This window comes from Cryobacterium breve, from assembly GCF_004402375.1.
Lineage (GTDB): Bacteria > Actinomycetota > Actinomycetes > Actinomycetales > Microbacteriaceae > Cryobacterium > Cryobacterium breve.
Genome location: NZ_SOGJ01000023.1, coordinates 69,762 through 85,198 on the forward strand (window position 1 = coordinate 69,762; position 15,437 = coordinate 85,198).

Genomic DNA, 15,437 nt, shown 5'->3' on the forward strand with positions numbered 1-15,437 from the left:
CGCATGCGTCATGGCGTGCGGGTCGGAGTCGACGTCGGGAAGGCCCGGATCGGCCTGGCCCGCAGCGACCCGCACGGGATGCTGGCCACTCCGGTCGAGACGGTCAACCGCGATCACTCCGGCAGCCTGGATGTGGCGCGCATCGCCGCAGTGGTGGCCGAGCTCGATGCGATCGAGGTTGTCGTGGGGCTGCCGCTGGCCCTGTCGGGCAACCGGACGGCATCCACCACTGACGCCGTGGGATTCGCCGAGGTGTTGGCCCGCTCCCTGGCCGTGCCGGTGCGCCTGGTCGATGAACGCCTCTCCACTGTCGCGGCCCAGTCGGTTCTGCGTGCCGCGGGGCGAAAGGCCAAGACCCAGAAGCCCGTGGTCGACCAGGTTGCCGCGGTCATCATCTTGCAGCATGCTCTCGACAGCGAACGCACCCAGGGCACACCCGCAGGAACCGCCGTGGACCTCGGGCCCGACTCGCTTCCAGCCGCCACACCTCCGGCTGGCGCACCTCCTGAAGGGCAGCCTCAACGATGACGATCCCTCCCGCCGGTCCCGCCGGACCTCCGCTCGAACCGTCCGACGCGGCAAATTCTGAGAGTCCGGTCGATCCCGAACCATCCAACTCGCGGCGCTCCCTGCGCGAGTCGCGGGACAAGGGCACGCGGTCCAGCCGCCGAGCCTTGCTGGATGCCGCGCCGCCCAGGGAGAAGAAGAGCCGCCGCGGCGCCTGGGGCTGCCTGATCGTGTCCCTGGTGCTGCTCGGCCTCGCCGGCGGAGCCGCCGCTCTGCTGCAGGAACCCATCGGCACGGTGTTGGGCATGGTGCAGGGGCCGGCTGACTACGACGGCACCGGCGGTGCTGAGGTCGTGGTGATGATCCACGACGGCGACACCGGGCAGGACATTGCAAATTCTCTTGTCGCCCAGGACGTCGTGAAGAGCTACGACGCTTTCTACCAGGTGCTCCGCGATGAGTCCCCCGAAGCCGTGTTCCAGCCGGGCGCCTATCGCCTGGCCGAGCAGATGAGTGCCCGCGCGGCCCTCGACGCCCTGCTTGACGCGGACAACAAGCTCGAGCAGACGGTCGTGATCCCCGAGGGAACGGCTACCGTTGCCATCCTGCAGTTGATCTCCGAGGGAACCAGCGTCCCGCTCGTCGACCTTGAGGCGGCCGCCGCCGATGTCATGCCCTACGGTCTGCCCGCCGAGGCCACCACGCTTGAAGGTTTCCTGTTCCCCGCCACGTACACGTTCCCAGAGGGGACCACGGGCTCCGACGCCATCCGGATGCTCGTCGATCGCCAGTTCGAGGCACTCGACTCCGCGGGCGTCGCCCCGGCCGACCGCTGGAAGACCATCGTGCTCGCGGCCCTGATCCAGCGTGAGGCCGGCCTGACCGAGGACTTCTACAAGGTGTCCCGGGTATTCCTGAACCGGCTCGATCCGGCCCGCTGGGAGAGCGGTCTGCTTCAGTCCGACGCGACCGTGGCCTACGGCACCGGGGCCACCGACCGGGTGACGACCACGGATGCCGAGCGCGCCGACTCGGCCAACGCGTACAACACGTATGTGCACCCCGGCCTCCCCGTCGGACCGATCTCGAATCCCGGCGACGTGGCGATCGATGCCGCCGTCAACCCGGCTGAGGGCAGCTGGCTGTACTTCGTGTCATGGAACCTCGACACGGGAGAGACGATCTTCTCCACCACCATCGCGGAGCATGAGGCCGCTGTGGCGAAGTGGCTCGCCTGGATGGATGAGCACCCCGAATATGACTGAGCCCGCCACATACGCCCGTGCCTCGCCCGGCGCCCGTCGCTTGGCCGTGTTGGGGTCGCCCATTGGACATTCCCTTTCTCCCGCACTGCACCGCGCCGCCTATTCGGTGCTCGGGCTGGACTGGCGCTACGACGCGGTGCGCGTTCCGGCCGGTGAGCTGGCGGACTTTCTGGGCTCCCTGGGCGCCGATTGGCGCGGGCTCTCCCTGACCATGCCCCTCAAGCATGAGGTGCAGGCGCACCTGGACGGGCGTGACCGGGTTGCCGACCAGACCGGCTCGGTCAACACGGTGCTGTTCGGTGAGACCGGCGGCCGGCGAACGCTACAGGGGTTCAACACGGATGTGACGGGCCTGGTGCGCGCCTTGGCCGACGCCGGTGTGCGGCGTGCGGCGCACGTGACCCTGCTCGGGGCCGGTGCCACGGCGGCATCCGCGCTGGTCGCCGCGGCCGAGCTGGGCGCCGAGACCGTCGAGGTGATCGTGCGCAACCCCGCCAAGGCGGTCGCCCTGGTCGCTCTGGGGCAGAGCCTCGGGGTCGTCGTCACGGTTTGCGCCGTGACCGAGCTGGCCGACCTCACCCGGGTCAGCGACCTGGTCATCAGCACACTGCCCGGTGGCACCGTGCTCACATTCGATTTCCCCGCCGAACTGCGTCGAACGGCGCTGCTCTTTGACGTCAGCTACGCGCCCTGGCCCAGTGCCCTCGCCCGGTCGTGGGCTGTGGCGGGCGGAACGGCGGTCTCGGGAGAGGGGATGCTGCTGCATCAGGCCCTGATCCAGGTACGCATCTTCCTCACCGGCGACCCGTTCGAGCCTCTGCCGAACGAGGACGCGGTGCTGGAGACCATGCGCGGCACCCTGACCCGGAAGGCTGTGACAGGATAGTGGACATGCTTCGTTGGCTCACTGCCGGAGAGTCCCACGGCCCCGAACTCATCGCTATCGTCGAGGGTTTACCCGCTGGAATCCCGGTCACTCTAGATGCGATCCGTCTCGATCTTGCGCGCCGCAAACTCGGCTACGGCCGTGGTGCGCGCATGAAATTCGAGCAGGACGAATTGACTATTTCCGGTGGTGTGCGCCACGGCTTCACGATGGGCGGGCCGGTCGCCCTGCGGATCGGCAACACCGAATGGCCCAAGTGGGCCGAGGTGATGAGCCCGGAGCCCGTAGAGGCACCCTCCGTTCGCGGCCGCGGCGCCCCCTTGACCAGGCCCCGGCCCGGCCACGCCGACCTCGTCGGCATGCAGAAGTACGGCTTCGACGAGGCGCGACCGGTTCTGGAACGCGCCAGCGCCCGCGAAACCGCGGCCCGGGTCGCTCTCGGTGCCGTCGCCCGGTCCTTCTTGGCCGAGCTCGGGATCGCCCTGGTCAGCCACACCCTGTCGATCGGCCCGGTCCGCGTGCCCGACGACGCCTTGTTGCCCGCGCCCGGCGACGTCGACACCCTCGACGACGACCCGTTGCGGTGTTTTGACCCTGTGACCAGCGCCCTGATGGTGGCCGAGGTCGACCAGGCGCATAAAGACGGTGACACCCTGGGCGGCGTCGTCGAGGTGCTGGCTTATAACCTTCCGCCCGGGCTTGGTTCGTTCGTGCACTGGGACCGCCGTCTCGATTCACAGCTTGCGGCCGCCCTGATGGGCATCCAGGCCATCAAGGGCGTCGAGGTCGGCGACGGCTTCCTGACCACCACCCGCCGCGGCTCGGAGGCGCACGACGAACTCGTGCAGTCCGACGGCCGCATTCAGCGGGTCAGCGACAGGGCCGGCGGCACCGAAGGTGGAATGAGCACGGGAACCGTGCTGCGCGTGCGCGCCGGAATGAAGCCCATCTCCACCATCCCGCGCGCCCTCCGCACGGTGGACGTGGCCACGAGCGAGGCAGCCCCCGCGCACCACCAGCGTTCGGATGTCTGTGCCGTGCCGGCCGCCGGCGTCGTCGCCGAAGCCATGGTCGCCCTGGTGCTCGCGAACTCGGTCTTGGAGAAGTTCGGCGGCGACTCGGTCCTGGAGACCCGCCGCAATCTGGACTCCTACCTAGCCAACATCCCGGTTAACCTCCAGACGGGCGCGTCCAGCGACGCCTCCCTCTAGAGACGCCGGAATTCGCTATGACCGCGGCGACGCATCCGATCCTGCCCCTCGTCTTCATCGGTCCCATGGCCGCCGGCAAGACCAAGATCGGCCGAAGGGTGGCGAAAGCGCTCGACGTGCCGTTCATTGACACCGACCATCGCATCGTCGAAGAGCACGGCCCGATCAAGGGCATCTTCGAGCAGCACGGCGAGGACTACTTCCGGGCGCTCGAGCGCCAGGCGGTGGCTCAGGCACTGACCGAGCAGGCTGTCGTGTCGCTCGGCGGGGGAGCCGTGCTCGACGCGCACACCCAGGCCGACCTGGCCGGATGTTCCGTGGTGTACCTGAGCGTGTCGTCTCGCGCCGTTGGAGCTCGGATCGGTGGCGGCAAACGGCCTCTCCTCCGGAATGGGATCGCGGACTGGAAACGGATCTACGCCCAGCGCCGGCCTGTCTATGAGTCGTTGGCCGACATTGGTTTCGACACCTCGCACCGTCCCCTGGACGACATCGCTGATGACGTCGTGAACTGGACCAAGAAAAAATCATGACCGGAGCACCTGTGCCTGAATCCACACTGCCTGCCACCACCGTCATCACGGTCGCGGGTGTCGACACCTACCCCGTGCTCATCGGGCGCAGCCTGATCGCCGATGTCGTCGAACAGCTCGGCCCGAAGGTGGCGAAGGTTCTGATCGTGCACACCTCCCACCTCGGCGCCCGCGCCGTCGCCCTGCGCGAGAGCCTTCTCGGAAAATTCGAGGTGCTGATCGCCGAGGTGCCCGACGCCGAGGCCGCCAAGCGGGTGGAGGTGGCCGCGTTCTGCTGGCAGGTCATGGGCCAGGCCGATTTCAGTCGCACCGATGCCGTCATCGGCTTCGGTGGCGGCGCCGTCACCGACCTGGCCGGCTTCGTCGCCGCCACCTGGCTGCGCGGCGTGCGCCTCGTTCAGATCCCGACCAGCGTGCTCGGCATGGTTGACGCTGCCGTGGGAGGCAAGAACGGCATCAACACCGCCGAGGGCAAAAACCTGGTCGGCACGTTCTACGCGCCCGCCGCGGTCATCTGCGATCTGGACGTGCTCGACGACCTGCCGCGCAACGAGATCCTGGCCGGTTTCGCCGAGATCGTGAAGGCCGGTTTCATTCAGCTTCCCGAGATCCTCGACATCGTCGAAGCGGATGTCACGGCGGTCACCGACCCGCACACCCCGCAGTTCCGGCGCGTCCTCGAACTCGCGGTCGGTATGAAGGCCCGGGTTGTGGGGGAGGACTTCAAGGAGTCCGGCCTGCGCGAGATCCTGAACTACGGGCATACCCTCGGCCATGCGGTTGAGCACGCCGAACGCTATGGCTGGCGCCACGGTGCCGCCGTCGCCGTCGGCATGATGTTCGCGGCGGAGGTTGCCCGACTGAGCGGACGGCTCTCCGACGAGGCCGTCGACCGGCACCGTCGCATCCTGGAGTCGCTCACCCTTCCCACCACGTACCCGGTCGGCCGGTGGAGCACCCTGCTCGCGACCATGCAGCGAGACAAGAAGACCCGCAGCGGCATGCTCCGTTTCATCGTGCTCGACGACATCGGCAAGCCCACAGTGCTCGAGGGACCCGACACGTCGCTCCTGTTCGCCGCGTACCAGGAGATCGGCTCCTAGACCGCAGTGTCCAACCGGTAGGCCTAGACTGGCCCCTGATCGGGCTCCGCCTCCGGTCGCCGCTGACCAGAGCTGTTCGGAGGTTTCATGACGAGTTCGTGGATCGATCGGTCGCCCGGGCACGCCGGTCGCAGTTTCGGCAGCCTCGCGCAGGCGCATGAAGCTGCCGTCACGGAGCGGTTCGTCGGGCCCGGCGTTCGCCAAGTGGTGAAGGACTCCTGGGAGAGATCGCTGTCCCTCAGCCTCGACCCGTCCCGGCTCGCCCCCGAGCCCGAACTCAGCTTCGACGCGCTGCGGGAGCTGCGCGACCGGCACCCGCTGGCATCCGTTCTGCCGGTGGTGCACAGTCTCCTGATCCGTCACGCTTTCCACTCCGGTCTGATCGTCGCCATCGGCGACGAGTTCGGTCGTCTGCTCTGGATCGATGGAGATCGTGTCGTGCGCAGCCGGGCGGAGGGCATGCTTTTCGTCGAGGGCTCCGACTGGTCCGAGCGCCGGGTCGGCACGAGCGCGCCGGGTACGGCACTGGCCCTCGATCACGGGATTCAGATTCAACGGGCCGAGCACTTCAACGAACTAGCGCATCCCTGGAGCTGCACGGCCGTCCCGATCCACGACCCGCACTCCGGTGCCATTCTCGGCGTGATCGACGTGACGGGTGGCGACGAGGCGGTCGCTCCGCAGACGCTGCCCCTCGTTGAGGCGGCCGTTGCGGCCCTAGAAGCCGAATTACGCATCCAGCGGATGAGCGCGGCGGCGGGCCCGACCACGGTCGCCCGTTTTTTCGGGGCGCCGGCGGCTCCGCCGATCACCCGGGCGGCCCCGGCCCGGCTCAACGTGCTGGGCGGTGATCACGGCAAGCTGGAGAATGCCGCCGGCTCGATGGAGATCAGCCCCCGGCACGCCGAGATCCTCACCCTGCTCGCGTGGAACCGCGACGGGCTCTCGGCGGACCGGTTGTCGCTGCTGCTCACCGACCAGGCCAACGCTGTCGACAACCTGCGTGCCGAGATGGTGCGGCTACGCAGGGTCCTCGAGCACACCAGCCCCACGATCAGCATCGCGTCCCGTCCTTACCGTCTGGAGACAGCCGTGGAACTGGACGCGCAGCGCGTGCTCTCCTCGCTTGAACGCGGCGCGCACCGGGTGGCGCTGGGGTGCTACCGAGGGCCAGTTCTACCCAATTCGACCGCGCCCGGGATCGTCGCAATCCGTACCGAAGTGTCTGCGCGGCTGCGGCAGGCCATGCTCAGCGATGCCTCCGCCGACCTACTGCTGGAATATGCCCGCACCGACGAGGCCACCTACGACAGCGAGGTCTGGCGCGCGTGCCTGGAACTGCTGCCGGCCCGGTCGCCGAAACGGGCATCCGTGGTGGCCCGGCTCAGTCGGATTGAAGCGGAACTGGATCACGCGGCTTCGGTTTCCGCGCCCCGCAACCTCCCGCAACGCTGAAGCAACGTTCTTCTTCCTAGGCTCGGGCCAGGTTCGCAGCAGGTGAACCCCACCGACAATGTCGTCGACGAGGAGAGATCATGACCGTCTATTCCAACCCCGGAACACCGGGCTCCACAATCACCTTCAAGCCCCGCTACGAGAACTGGATCAACGGCGGGTGGGTCAAACCCGTCCGGGGTCAGTACTTCGAAGACATCTCCCCGGTCAACGGAAAACCGTTCGCCGAGGTCGCCCGAGGAACCGCCGAGGATATCGAGCTGGCACTGGATGCCGCGCACAGGGCGGCGCCGGCCTGGGGCAAGACCACGGCCGCCGAGCGCGCCGCCGTCTTGAACAAGATCGCCGACGTCATCGACGCCAATCGCGAATTGCTCGCCGTCGCGGAAACGTGGGACAACGGCAAGCCGGTCCGTGAACCGCTGAACGCGGACCTGCCACTGGCCGCCGACCATTTCCGCTACTTCGCCGCTGCGATCCGCTCCCAGGACGGCGACCACGCGGAGTTGGACAACGACACGGTGTCCTACCAGTTCCACGAGCCGCTCGGCGTGGTCGGCCAGATCATCCCCTGGAACTTCCCCATCTTGATGGCCGTGTGGAAGCTCGCGCCGGCTCTGGCCGCCGGAAACGCGATCGTGATGAAACCCGCGGAACAGACCCCGGTGTCCATCATGGTTCTGATCGAATTGATCGGCGACATCCTGCCGCCCGGCGTCCTCAACATCGTCAACGGGTTCGGGCTGGAGGCTGGCAAGCCGCTGGCATCGTCCCCGCGCATCCGCAAGATCGCGTTCACCGGCGAGACGACCACCGGTCGTCTGATCCTGCAGTACGCCAGCGCGAACATCATCCCGGCCACGGTCGAGTTGGGTGGCAAGAGCGCGAACATCTTCTTCAGCGATGTCGCCCAGGAGCAAGACAGCTTCTACGACAAGGCCCAGGAGGGTTTCGTGCTCTTCGCGTTCAACCAGGGTGAGGTGTGCACGGCACCCAGCCGCGCGCTGCTGCAGAAGCCGATCTACGAGAGCTTTTTGAGCAGCGCCGTCGAGCGCACGCGCAAGGCGATCCAGGGCAACCCACTGGACACGGACACGCAGGTCGGGGCGCAGGCAAGCAATGACCAGCTCGAGAAGATCCTGTCCTACATCGACATCGGAAAGCAGGAGGGTGCCAAACTCGCCCTCGGCGGCGAGCGGGTCGATCTCGGCGGAGACCTCAGTGGCGGCTACTACGTGCAGCCGACCATCTTCGAGGGCAACAACTCCATGAGGATCTTCCAGGAGGAGATCTTCGGCCCGGTCGTTGCCGTGACGAGCTTCACCGACTACGAGGACGCGATCTCGATCGCGAACGACAATCTCTACGGGCTCGGCGCCGGAGTCTGGTCCCGCAACGGCAACGTGGCCTTCCGGGCCGGCCGGGACATCCACGCCGGGCGGGTCTGGGTCAACAACTACCACCACTATCCGGCCGGCGCGGCGTTCGGTGGGTACAAGAGTTCGGGGATCGGACGCGAGAACAACAAGCTTGCGCTCGGTCACTACCAGCAGACAAAGAACCTGTTGGTGTCATACTCCGAGACAGCCCAGGGCTTCTTCTAGCCAGCACGCTTTCCATTGCGGGGGCCGCCGACGGTCGAGACGGCGACGACGGCCCTCGCCTCTGCTCCAGCGAATCTCCGCACATCCAGTTGTCGAAAGAGGGAGTCAGTCATGTCCACGCTGCCGACCGTGGTGATCGCCACCGTCACCGTTCCGGGGGAGACCGTTCCTCGGGTCGAACTCGCACCCATCGCCGTCGAAACGCTCCGGGAACTCTGGGACGAACACGGGCCGCTCATGTTCCACCAATCCGGTGGCTGCTGTGACGGGAGTTCGCCGATGTGCTTCCCTGCCGGGGAATTCATCACCTCGGACAGGGATGTCCTCCTCGGTCGGTTGGATGTGGCGGTGGCCGGCGCGACGCCGCGCGTGGTTGACTTCTGGATCTCGGCCGAGCAGTTCGAGTACTGGAGTCACACCTACCTCACGGTGGATGTCGTTCCGGGACGGGGGAGCGGCTTTTCCGTCGAGGCGCCCCGCGGTGTGCGTTTCATGATCCGGTCGCGTCTGATGGTCACGTTCGCGTAGAGCTCCTCCCCAGAACCAGGGTGCTCGAAGGGCTGTGCAGGGTGCTCGCTCGGGCTGCCCCGACGGCCAATCTGTTTCGTATGACAACCCCGCTCCGCGTCGAGGACGCCGCCCCCGTGACGACCACCGAGCAGGCGCGAGAACGCGTGCTCGAGCTGGTCGGCCACCCGACCAGCCATCAGCTCTGGTTCATGCTTCTAGACGCCCGCGGCTGGCAGATCCCCCTGCTCATCCCCGTCGGCGGCATCCCGTTGCGTCCCGAACCGGGTGGCGTCGCCGTCTTGGCCTCCGCGGTCAACCAGATTCTCGCCGAGTATGGCCCGGGAGGCAGCGTCATCCTCACCCTCGAGCGCCCGGGAACGGCTGCCCTGACCGCGGTCGACCAGGCCTGGGGCCGGGAACTCCGCGCATCCTTCGGCAGCCTGCTGCGCATCACGGGACTGTTCGTCGCCCACGACGAGGGCGTCTGTGAACTCGTGGGGTGACTGCGCCCGGTGAGAGCGCGGTGGCAGACTGACACCATGACCGACACCGGCCCCGAGTCGAACCCTGCACATGCGGAGCGGCGGATGCCTGAGCGCACCCTGATCCTGCTCCGTCACGCCAAGTCGGACTGGCAGGGCCGGCAAGGGGACCTCGATCGACCGCTGGCCGCCCGGGGGCTCCGGCAGGCCCCGCAGGCCGGGGAGCGGCTGGCCCGCCTCGTCTCTCGCATCGATCTGGCCGTGGTGTCGCCGGCCGCGCGGGCGCGGGCGACCTGGGAACTCGTCGCGGCCGAGCTTCCCGCGGTCCCGCCGTCCCGGATAGACGACCGGGTCTACGCCGCGACGGGCGGGGAGCTCCTGGACGTGGTGCGTGCACTGCCCGACGAGGCGCACGCCGTCGTGCTCGTGGGCCACAACCCAGGTTTTGAGGAACTGGTCGCCCGACTCACCCGCATGTCGGTCGCTCTGCCCACCTCGGCCCTCGCCGTGATCGTTTGGGACGGTTCCTGGGCATCCGCCGGTCAGTCCGAGGCGGCACTTCTGGCATCCGGGCGCGGGCGGATCAGAGCCGGTGAGGATCATGCGCACGAGGAGGGTGAGCGTGGTGGTCGGGAGCGCGCCTTGCACGAGGGCGATGATGAGGGCGCAAACGATGACTACGGAGATCACCGTCTCCCCGCCGCTTACCAGGAAGCCGAAGATGACGGGAGGCGGATGCCGGCGGTGCCCCGACCAGGTTCGGGCTGGTGGGTTCGAATTCGCGCAGCAGGGTGCACAGGTAGCTGGCATCCATCGCCATCAGGCGCAGCGTGGACAGGCCGGCTGGGGACGCTGCGCGACGGGTGGCCGGCGCGGGCGGCTAGTCGTCCAGCCAGGACCAGCGACTGAGAGGCCAGTTGACCACGAATACGCGGCCGACCACGTTGCCAACGGGCACGAATCCCTGGCTGGGCGTGTCGGTCTGCAGACGGCTGTCCGCCGAGTTGTACCGGTTGTCGCCCTCTACCCAGAGCGACTCCGCCGGCACGGTCACGGAGAAGTCGTTCTCGGAGGCGCGTGTGGTCCCCGGGGGCAGCTTGAGGTAGGGCTCAGTGATCGGCTCGCCGTTGACGGTTGTGCGACCCGAGGCGTCGCAGCAGGCGACCCGGTCACCCGGCAGGCCGATGACGCGTTTGACGAGGTGGTCTGTTGCGTCCTCGTCACCCAGGCCGGCAGCATCGAAGAGCCACCCCATGGCGTCGGTCACCGGGTTCCCTGGCCGGGTCGCGACCCCCTCCGCCGAAGCGAGCCATCCGCCGGGGTCTGTGAACACCACGATATCGCCGCGATCCAGCCCGATGAGGTCGGGGACCAACTCGTTGACGACGATGCGGTCATTGATCTGCAGGGTTTCCTGCATCGATCCGGACGGGATGTAGAACGAGCGCACCAGGAACGCCTTGGTGAGGAGCGAGATCCACACGGCCACGACGACGATGACGACCAGGTCCCGGAGCAGTCGGCGCCCGCGGTGCTCGGTGTGGGGCCGGTGCGTCACGCTGTTGTAATCTGACATTTTTCCCCTGATGAGATGAGGGAGGGGGGCACTGGCTGGGAGCGGCACGGCGGGCAATCAGAGGTCAGTATGCCCCCGCTGGGCAATTGTGGGGCGATGCGGCACTTTCTCTGGGCCCGGCATCGGATGAAGCTCCCGCCCCTGACGAGCCATGTCGTGCGTTTGACCGAACTGATGTCCGTTTCCGCCACAGGGCCGAAGGCCCAGCTCGGGGTTTCCGGGGCAACCTGATCAGCTGTTCCAGGAGGATGCGACGGGACCGGTGCCAGGTCAGCTGGTTGGCCGGCGCGGGCTTATGTTCGCACGGAGCGACTCAATTCTCTCTCGTGCTTCGTCCTCCGTGCGGTAGCGCTCCGGCGACGGAATGGTCTGGCCGCTGTCCGCGGCGAAATGAAAACGGAAGCTACCGGACGCATCCCGGTAGACCTCGAATTTGCCGGCCATGTCACACCCTTGCCCTTGGCCTCGTTCCGGCCGGACGGCCGGTTCTCACACCGTACCTCCGGTGCCGGACACCCGATAGAGGCACGGGGCGCGCACAGGGTTTGCGGCTTATGATTGGATACGTCCGGCAACCCGATGGGAACCCTTTTCGCATGACTGTGCGCGCACCATTCTTCGTTCGCAATCGGGTGGACGGCACCGACGGGGCGCTCGCCGGACGGGCGAACGGCACCAGCGTGCGTGACACTGTCACCCGCTACTACTCCCTGACCAAACCCGGCGTGCTGTACGGCAACGCCCTGACGGCCGCGGCGGGCTTCCTGCTGGCCGCCCGGGGCCAGGTGGACCTCTTTCTGTTTGCCGCGCTGTGCGTGGGCACCACCCTCGTGATCGCCTCGGCAACCGTGCTCAACAACGTTCTCGACCGTGACATCGACACGGTCATGGAACGCACCAAGAAACGAGCCACGGTCACCGGGCGCATCGGCGTGCGCAATGCGGTCATCTTCTCCACTGTGCTGTTCGTGCTCGGCATGGCGATGCTCGTTGCGTGGACGAACTGGCTGGTCGTGGTCGTCGGCCTCGGCGGCTTCCTGGTCTACGTCGTGCTCTACGGGATGCTGTCCAAACGACTGTCGATCCATGGCACCCTGGTCGGCAGCGTCTCCGGTGCTGCTCCCATCCTGGCCGGCTACGTCGCCGTCACCGGGGACATCGACGTCGGGGCCGTGCTGGCCTTCCTGGCCGTCTTCCTCTGGCAGATGCCCGAGTTCTATTCCATCGCCATCTACCGGCATGACGAGTACGCCCGTGCCGGCGTTCCGGTCATCTCCGTGGTGCGGGGGATCCCGAACACCACCGTGCAGATCCTGGTCTACACCATCGGATTCGTCGTCTCGACCCTGCTCCTGCCGGTGTTCGGCTACGTCGGCTACGTCTACACCGCGATGATGGGTGTGCTCGGCGCATACTGGATCTGGCTCGGTATCGTCGGACTGCGCGCAGCCGATCCCGCGGCCTGGGCGAGGCGCATGTTCCGGTATTCGCTGGTAATGATCCTGGTCTACTGCCTGATGATCTCGGTCGGTCCGGTCCTGCCCTGACCTGACCGTCCCTGCCTAACCAGCAGCACCCACGCGCTCCCTTAGGCTGTGGGGATGAGTACAGTCCTCGTTCTGAATGGTCCGAACCTGGGGCGGCTCGGCAGCCGCGAACCCGACGTCTACGGGTCCGCCGACCTCGAGCAGCTCCGCACCACCCTGACGCTGGCCGCGCCGGAGGGGGTCACGGTGGACCTACGCCAGACCGACGACGAGGCCGAACTCATCCACTGGCTCTACGAAGCCGTCGATGAGCGCATCCCCGTCATCTTGAATCCGGCGGCATTCACGCACTACAGCTACGCGCTCCGGGATGCCGCGGCCCTGGTGACAAAGGCGGGCATCACCTTGGTCGAGGTGCACCTGTCCAACCCGCACGCCCGGGAGACATTCCGCCACACGAGTGTGGTCAGTGCCGTGGCAACCGGCGTGATCGCCGGGTTCGGCTTCGACTCCTACCGGCTGGCCCTCGACTTCATCACGCGTTCCCTGTCGCCGGCGGCCTGATCCGCGGCCCGGTACCGTCGTTGGTGCACGGGCTGCGGGGCAACTACACTCGTTTGAGGCCGAATCGGCCGCGCACCTTCCTAATTGAACCAAGTGAACGGAACACCTTTCATGGCATCAACCGCCGATATCCGAAATGGCGTCGTACTCAACATCGATGGCCAGCTGTGGGCCGTCACCGACTTCCAGCACGTCAAGCCGGGCAAGGGCGGCGCCTTCGTCCGCACCAAGCTGAAGAACGTCGTCACGGGCAAGACCGTGGATCGCACCTTCAACGCCGGCGCCAAGATCGAGACCGAGAACGTGGACCGCCAGGACTTCCAGTACCTGTATGCGGACGGCGACTCCTATGTGTTCATGGACGTGTCCGATTTCGACCAGCTGCACGTGCCGGCTGTCGTCGTGGGCGATGCCGTCAATTTCATGCTCGAGAACCAGAACGTGACGATCGCCTTGCACAACGGCAACCCGCTCTACGTGGAACTGCCGGCATCCGTCGTCCTTGAAATCACCTATACCGAGCCGGGCCTGCAGGGTGATCGCTCGACCGGCGGCACCAAGCCGGCCACTGTCGAGACCGGGTTCCAGATCCAGGTTCCGCTGTTCCTCGAACAGGGCACCCGCGTCAAGGTCGACACCCGTACGGGCGATTACCTGGGCCGCGTCAACTAGTGAGCGCTCGGACCAAGGCGCGCAAGCGCGCGATCGACATCCTGTATGCCGCCGACGTACGGCAGAGCACCATCCCGGAGTCGCTCGCGATCGAGGCGCAGCGCGCCGCGAACGAGCCGGCGCGGATGGCGTCGTGGCTGTATGCCCGGGACATCATCGACGGTGTCGTGGACCACCGCGAGGAGATCGACGAACTGATCGAAACATACTCGCAGGGCTGGTCGCTGAAGCGCATGCCTGTGGTCGACCGTGCCATCCTGCGCATCGGCATCTGGGAAATCCTGTTCAACGACGCCGTTCCGCACGCCGTCGCCATCGACGAGGCCGTCGAGGCCGCCAAGATCCTGTCGACGGATGACTCGGCCGGCTTTGTGAACGGACTCCTCGGCCGCATCGCCCAAACCGCACCATCCGCGTAATCCGGCCTGCCAGGGGGGCAGCATGACGAACACCGAGAACGATCCGACACGGTCACTGGAGCAGTATCCGCCGGCTTCCGCGCAGCGGCCGACCCCGGTAGGGCCGAAGACGAACACGTTGGCGATCATCTCGCTCGTGTCCGCCTTCTTCGTCTCCCTGGCCGCCGTGATCACCGGCCACATCGCGTTGGGCCAGATCCGGCGCACGGGCGAATCGGGCCACGGCCTTGCCGTCACCGGCCTGGTGCTGGGCTACGTGGGTATCGCGAGCCAGGTTCTGGTGGTCGCGATCGTCATCGTCTTCGCTGCGACGGTGATCCCGCTCGTCCTTGCCGTGGCAGGCGGAACCGCTGCCGGCCTGCCCCTGACCTCCTCCTCCAGCGAGCCGCAGAGGAGCGAGCCGCAGACAGGGGAGTCGAACGGGACCCTGGCCACGGGCACGGTTGGCGCGGCCCGCTTCGACGAGGGCTTCCTCTCGGTCGGCACCGGGCCGCAGCTCGTCGATGTCTACTTCGACCCGATGTGCCCGTATTGTCGGCAGTTCGAGGAGACGAACGGCGCCCAACTGGCCGCCCTCGTTTCCGACGGCACCATCACCCTCCGGCTGCACTCACTCACCTTCCTCGATCGGATGTCGCAGGGCACGGACTACTCCACTCGCGCATCTGCCGCGCTGACCTGCCAGGCCACTCTCAATCCGGACAGTCTGCTCGCCTTCCAGGCCGCCCTCTTCGCGAACCAGCCCGCCGAGGACACCGAGGGGCTCACCGACTCCGAACTTGCGGCTCTCGCCGACGGCCCCGCGGACATCACTGGGTGCATGGCGTCCGGTGACTACCAGGCCTGGTCCCAGGCCAACACCGAGCAGGCCGTGAACGGCTCGATCGCGGATGCCGAGATCAGCCAGATCCAGGGCACCCCGACGGTTCTCGTCAACGGCGGCGTCTACTACGGCGGGTTGACCGACCCGGCCGAGTTCCTTGCCTTCCTCACGGCCAACTCGCTCGGCTGAGCCGCGCCGGGCCAGCGCAGGCTCGCCTGCGGCGTCAGGCTCACCTCGGTGCCGCCAAGGCCGAGTATGTGCGCAGGGTGCGAAACCGGGTCTCCACTGCGGCGGCAGGCAGCTCACTGTGGGCTGGACCTCGTCGGCCTCGTGCCGGCAT

General features: G+C 67.2%; 18 protein-coding genes. 16 read left to right on the top strand and 2 right to left on the bottom strand.

From position 1 onward, the window contains the following. Positions 1 to 3 precede the first annotated feature (3 nt). The 11 genes from ruvX (at position 4) to E3O65_RS10310 (ending at position 10,465) form a co-directional block, all read left to right on the top strand. Positions 4 to 528 (top strand): Holliday junction resolvase RuvX, encoded by a 525-nt coding sequence (ruvX, locus tag E3O65_RS10260; protein ID WP_174722287.1) that lies wholly within the window; start codon positions 4 to 6, stop codon positions 526 to 528. Next, the gene (mltG, locus tag E3O65_RS10265; protein ID WP_134363635.1) at positions 525 to 1,772 is read left to right on the top strand and encodes an endolytic transglycosylase MltG; all 1,248 of its coding nucleotides are present in this window, start codon (positions 525 to 527) and stop codon (positions 1,770 to 1,772) included. The genes ruvX and mltG overlap by 4 nt, the downstream gene beginning before the upstream one ends. After that, a complete protein-coding gene (locus E3O65_RS10270) occupies positions 1,750 to 2,658 on the top strand; it encodes a shikimate dehydrogenase (RefSeq protein WP_241985600.1) in 909 nt (302 codons plus the stop codon). The genes mltG and E3O65_RS10270 overlap by 23 nt, the downstream gene beginning before the upstream one ends. A 5-nt stretch (positions 2,659 to 2,663) precedes the next feature. Further along, positions 2,664 to 3,869, top strand: a complete 1,206-nt coding sequence (aroC, locus tag E3O65_RS10275) for a chorismate synthase (protein ID WP_134363636.1) — start codon at positions 2,664 to 2,666, stop codon at positions 3,867 to 3,869. A 17-nt stretch (positions 3,870 to 3,886) separates the two neighbouring features. Beyond that, positions 3,887 to 4,402 carry a shikimate kinase gene (locus tag E3O65_RS10280; RefSeq protein ID WP_174722288.1) on the top strand — a complete coding sequence of 172 codons (516 nt, stop codon included), beginning with the start codon at positions 3,887 to 3,889 and terminating at the stop codon, positions 4,400 to 4,402. After that, positions 4,399 to 5,505 (top strand): 3-dehydroquinate synthase, encoded by a 1,107-nt coding sequence (gene aroB, locus E3O65_RS10285; protein ID WP_134363637.1) that lies wholly within the window; start codon positions 4,399 to 4,401, stop codon positions 5,503 to 5,505. Before E3O65_RS10280 ends, aroB begins: the two co-directional genes overlap by 4 nt. Before the next feature lie 87 nt (positions 5,506 to 5,592). Continuing rightward, complete coding sequence (locus E3O65_RS10290) at positions 5,593 to 6,960, top strand: GAF domain-containing protein (RefSeq protein ID WP_134363638.1); 1,368 nt, start codon at positions 5,593 to 5,595, stop codon at positions 6,958 to 6,960. 80 nt (positions 6,961 to 7,040) lie between these two features. Then, entirely contained in the window at positions 7,041 to 8,564 is a 1,524-nt protein-coding gene (gene exaC / locus E3O65_RS10295; protein ID WP_134363639.1) for an acetaldehyde dehydrogenase ExaC, read from the top strand. A gap of 111 nt (positions 8,565 to 8,675) precedes the next feature. Further along, entirely contained in the window at positions 8,676 to 9,092 is a 417-nt protein-coding gene (locus E3O65_RS10300) for a DUF779 domain-containing protein (RefSeq protein ID WP_134363640.1), read from the top strand. 80 nt (positions 9,093 to 9,172) lie between these two features. Further along, entirely contained in the window at positions 9,173 to 9,577 is a 405-nt protein-coding gene (locus E3O65_RS10305) for a hypothetical protein (protein ID WP_134363641.1), read from the top strand. 36 nt (positions 9,578 to 9,613) lie between these two features. Further along, on the top strand, positions 9,614 to 10,465 hold the full coding sequence (locus tag E3O65_RS10310) for a SixA phosphatase family protein (protein WP_198411645.1): 852 nt from the start codon (positions 9,614 to 9,616) through the stop codon (positions 10,463 to 10,465). Here E3O65_RS10310 and lepB read toward each other — a convergent pair. Together lepB and E3O65_RS10320 are read right to left on the bottom strand one after the other, a co-directional pair. Beyond that, a complete protein-coding gene (gene lepB, locus E3O65_RS10315; RefSeq protein WP_134363642.1) occupies positions 10,437 to 11,132 on the bottom strand; it encodes a signal peptidase I in 696 nt (231 codons plus the stop codon). The genes E3O65_RS10310 and lepB overlap by 29 nt on opposite strands. A 270-nt stretch (positions 11,133 to 11,402) precedes the next feature. Then, positions 11,403 to 11,576, bottom strand: a complete 174-nt coding sequence (locus E3O65_RS10320; RefSeq protein ID WP_134363643.1) for a YegP family protein — start codon at positions 11,574 to 11,576, stop codon at positions 11,403 to 11,405. Between the two features lie 152 nt (positions 11,577 to 11,728). On the opposite strand from E3O65_RS10320, the gene cyoE reads away from it, so the two are divergent. The 5 genes from cyoE to E3O65_RS10345 all read left to right on the top strand — a co-directional run bounded on the left by cyoE (position 11,729) and on the right by E3O65_RS10345 (position 15,286). Then, positions 11,729 to 12,679 (top strand): heme o synthase, encoded by a 951-nt coding sequence (gene cyoE / locus E3O65_RS10325; protein ID WP_166785723.1) that lies wholly within the window; start codon positions 11,729 to 11,731, stop codon positions 12,677 to 12,679. A gap of 54 nt (positions 12,680 to 12,733) precedes the next feature. Next, complete coding sequence (locus E3O65_RS10330) at positions 12,734 to 13,183, top strand: type II 3-dehydroquinate dehydratase (protein ID WP_134363645.1); 450 nt, start codon at positions 12,734 to 12,736, stop codon at positions 13,181 to 13,183. A gap of 111 nt (positions 13,184 to 13,294) precedes the next feature. Then, positions 13,295 to 13,855: an elongation factor P gene (gene efp / locus E3O65_RS10335; RefSeq protein ID WP_104100509.1), complete on the top strand. Its 561-nt coding sequence runs from the start codon at positions 13,295 to 13,297 to the stop codon at positions 13,853 to 13,855. Further along, the gene (gene nusB / locus E3O65_RS10340) at positions 13,855 to 14,274 is read left to right on the top strand and encodes a transcription antitermination factor NusB (RefSeq protein ID WP_134363646.1); all 420 of its coding nucleotides are present in this window, start codon (positions 13,855 to 13,857) and stop codon (positions 14,272 to 14,274) included. Before efp ends, nusB begins: the two co-directional genes overlap by 1 nt. A 22-nt stretch (positions 14,275 to 14,296) precedes the next feature. Then, positions 14,297 to 15,286, top strand: coding sequence for a thioredoxin domain-containing protein (locus tag E3O65_RS10345; RefSeq protein WP_134363647.1), 990 nt, complete (start codon positions 14,297 to 14,299; stop codon positions 15,284 to 15,286). The last annotated feature ends 151 nt before the right edge of the window (positions 15,287 to 15,437 follow it).

Bases quoted from the DNA above. Each gene is read 5' to 3' on its own strand.
- ruvX (WP_174722287.1), top strand. From the start codon at position 4: ATGCGTCATGGCGTGCGGGTCGGAGTCGACGTCGGGAAGGCCCGGATC.
- E3O65_RS10345 (WP_134363647.1), top strand. From the start codon at position 14,297: ATGACGAACACCGAGAACGATCCGACACGGTCACTGGAGCAGTATCCG.
- E3O65_RS10270 (WP_241985600.1), top strand. From the start codon at position 1,750: ATGAGCACCCCGAATATGACTGAGCCCGCCACATACGCCCGTGCCTCG.
- exaC (WP_134363639.1), top strand. From the start codon at position 7,041: ATGACCGTCTATTCCAACCCCGGAACACCGGGCTCCACAATCACCTTC.
- E3O65_RS10290 (WP_134363638.1), top strand. From the start codon at position 5,593: ATGACGAGTTCGTGGATCGATCGGTCGCCCGGGCACGCCGGTCGCAGT.
- aroC (WP_134363636.1), top strand. From the start codon at position 2,664: ATGCTTCGTTGGCTCACTGCCGGAGAGTCCCACGGCCCCGAACTCATC.
- E3O65_RS10310 (WP_198411645.1), top strand. From the start codon at position 9,614: ATGACCGACACCGGCCCCGAGTCGAACCCTGCACATGCGGAGCGGCGG.
- E3O65_RS10300 (WP_134363640.1), top strand. From the start codon at position 8,676: ATGTCCACGCTGCCGACCGTGGTGATCGCCACCGTCACCGTTCCGGGG.
- cyoE (WP_166785723.1), top strand. From the start codon at position 11,729: ATGACTGTGCGCGCACCATTCTTCGTTCGCAATCGGGTGGACGGCACC.
- efp (WP_104100509.1), top strand. From the start codon at position 13,295: ATGGCATCAACCGCCGATATCCGAAATGGCGTCGTACTCAACATCGAT.
- E3O65_RS10320 (WP_134363643.1), bottom strand. From the start codon at position 11,576: ATGGCCGGCAAATTCGAGGTCTACCGGGATGCGTCCGGTAGCTTCCGT.
- E3O65_RS10330 (WP_134363645.1), top strand. From the start codon at position 12,734: ATGAGTACAGTCCTCGTTCTGAATGGTCCGAACCTGGGGCGGCTCGGC.
- aroB (WP_134363637.1), top strand. From the start codon at position 4,399: ATGACCGGAGCACCTGTGCCTGAATCCACACTGCCTGCCACCACCGTC.
- lepB (WP_134363642.1), bottom strand. From the start codon at position 11,132: ATGTCAGATTACAACAGCGTGACGCACCGGCCCCACACCGAGCACCGC.
- mltG (WP_134363635.1), top strand. From the start codon at position 525: ATGACGATCCCTCCCGCCGGTCCCGCCGGACCTCCGCTCGAACCGTCC.
- E3O65_RS10280 (WP_174722288.1), top strand. From the start codon at position 3,887: ATGACCGCGGCGACGCATCCGATCCTGCCCCTCGTCTTCATCGGTCCC.
- E3O65_RS10305 (WP_134363641.1), top strand. From the start codon at position 9,173: ATGACAACCCCGCTCCGCGTCGAGGACGCCGCCCCCGTGACGACCACC.